General features: G+C 60.9%; 1 protein-coding gene. It reads left to right on the top strand.

Translation table 11 applies throughout. The features are described 5' to 3' along the window. Positions 1 to 2,619, top strand: a 2,619-nt coding sequence (locus tag AOY24_RS23265) for an RHS domain-containing protein (RefSeq protein ID WP_161804604.1), incomplete at both ends; no start/stop codon positions are given.

The following is a 2,619-nucleotide window of genomic DNA, read 5'->3' as shown; positions in this document are numbered from 1 at the left end:
TCTGCCCGCCGCGCCGCTGGCGCGATACGACTATTCCCCGCGTGGCGAACTGGCAACGGTATACGACCGCAGCGGCACGGCAGTACGCCATTTTACGTATGACCCGCCGCATCCGGGACGCATGGTGGCACACCGTTATGCGGGCAGACCAGAGATACGCTATCGCTATGACATCGTCGGGCGGGTAACGGAACAGCGTAACCCGGAAGGCTTAAGCTATGCCTATGCGTATGAACAGAACCGCGTCATTATCACCGACAGCCTGAACCGTCGCGAGGTGCTGCACACCGAAGGCGAAGGCGGGCTGAAGCGGGTGGTCAGACAGGAATACGCTGATGGCAGCGCCATTCACAGTGAATACGACCCGGCAGGGAGACTTATTGCTCAGACCGATGCGGCGGGCCGTAAGACGGAATACCGCCTGAGTCCCGGCTCCGGCCAGTTAAAAGAAATCGTCGCGCCAGACGGCAGGCGTACTGAATTTTATTACAACAGCCAGCGCCAGTTGACGGACACCGTATACCCGGACGGCCTGCAAAGCCGGCAGGAATACGACATTCAGGGCAGACTCATCGCCGACACCCTGCGCGACGGCAGCACCACCCGCTGGTTTTATGACAACCCGCACAGCGAATACCCGTCCGCCAGCGAAGACGCCACCGGCAGCCGGAAACAGATGACGTGGAGCCGCTACGGGCAGTTGCTCACCTTCACCGACTGCTCCGGCTACCAGACCCGTTACGAATATGACCGCTTCGGTCAGGTCACTGCCCTTCATCAGGAAGAAGGCCTCAGCCATTACCGCACTTACGATGACCGGGGCAGACTGGTCAGCCAGAAAAATGCACAGGGCCACGAAACCCGCTATGAGTACAGCATCGCGGGCGACCTGATGGTCGTGCTCCACCCGGACGGCAGCAGGCAGACCACAGAGTATGATGCCGCTGGACACCCGGTGAGCACCACCACTGGCGGCCTGACCCGGCAGATGGCATACGACGCCGCAGGCCGTGTGACGCAACTGACCAACGAAAACGGCAGCCACACCACCTTCGCTTATGATGTGCTGGACAGGCTGGTGCAGGAAACGGGCTTTGACGGCAGAACACAGCGTTATCAGTACGGTATTACCGGGCAGCTTATCCGCAGTGAGGATGAAAGCCTTGTCACCCTCTGGCATTACGATGCATCAGACCGCCTGACGCACCGCACCGTCAATGATGAGCCGGCGGAACAGTGGACCTACAACGCGCGCGGCTGGCTGACCGAAGTCAGCCATCTCAGCGACGGCCACCGCGTCGCCGTGCAGTATGAGTACGATAAACAGGGACGGATGAACCTTGAACGCCAGACGGTGCAGCATCCCGAAACGGGAGAGCTGCTGTGGCAGCACGCCACCCGGCACGATTACAGCGCCAAGGGACTGCCGGACCGCGTGACACCGGACGCCCTTCCCCCGGTGGCGTGGCTCACGTATGGCAGCGGGTATCTGGCCGGCATGAAGCTCGGCGACACGCCGCTTATCGACTTCACCCGCGACCGCCTGCACCGGGAAACGCAGCGCCGCTTCGGCGAATACGACCTGACCACGGCATACACGCCGGGCGGTCAGCTACAGAGCCATCACCTCAGCATTCTTCAGCTTAACCGCGACTACACCTGGAACAGCGGCGGGCAGCTTGTTCGCATCCGCGGGCAGCATGAGCAGCGGGATTATCAGTACGGCGACGCCGGAAGGTTGCTCAGTACACATATCACATCGCCCCACCACGACCTGGCGCAGTGGACGTTCACCGACCCGGCGGGCAACCGGACAGCGCAGCGGGATAAATACCCGATGCTGCCGGACCATTTCCGGGATAACCGCATCAGCCAGGATGTGGAGAATTTTTATCATTATGACGAACACGGCAGGCTGACGGAGAAAGATGAACGCCGGATACACCCGCACGGCAGCCTGTCGCATCATTATGAGTATGATAACCAGCACCGGCTGGTGCACTACCGCCGGATGCAGGCAGGCAACGTGCTGACGGAAAGCCGTTATCTTTACGACCCGCCGGGCCGCCGCATCAGCAAACGGGTGTGGGCATGTACGGTATTTCACGATGGTTCGTGTTCACAACCAGCGCTGCAGGAAACCGTGTGGTACGGCCAGGATGGCGACCGGCTGACCACCACGCAGACGGACAAAACCCGCATCCAGACGGTGTACCTGCCGGGGAGCTTCACCCCGCTCATCCGTATTGAAACGGCAACCGGAGAACTGACCAGAGCCACCCGCCGCACGCTGGCAGAGAAATTTCAGCAGGAAGCAAACGTGACCTTCCCGCCGGAACTGGTGGCGATGGTGGATAATCTGGAAGCGGAACTACGGCGCGGGGAACTCAGCGAAGCCAGCCGGACGTGGCTGGCACAGTGCGGCCTGACGCCGGAGCAGATGAAAAATCAGCTGGAGCCGGAATACACGCCGGAGCGCAAAATCCACCTGTACCACTGCGACCACCGGGGGCTGCCGCTGGCGCTGATTGACGTTAACGGGGCCATTGCATGGCGCGCAGAGTTTGATGAATGGGGGAATGTGCTGCGGGAAGATAACCCGCATAACCTGGAACAGCT

The sequence above is a fragment of the Citrobacter sp. CtB7.12 genome, assembly GCF_001297795.1.
Classification (GTDB): domain Bacteria; phylum Pseudomonadota; class Gammaproteobacteria; order Enterobacterales; family Enterobacteriaceae; genus Citrobacter_A; species Citrobacter_A amalonaticus.
The sequence above is the reverse complement of the archived record's forward strand: the minus strand, read 5'-3'. Positions and strand labels throughout refer to the sequence as shown.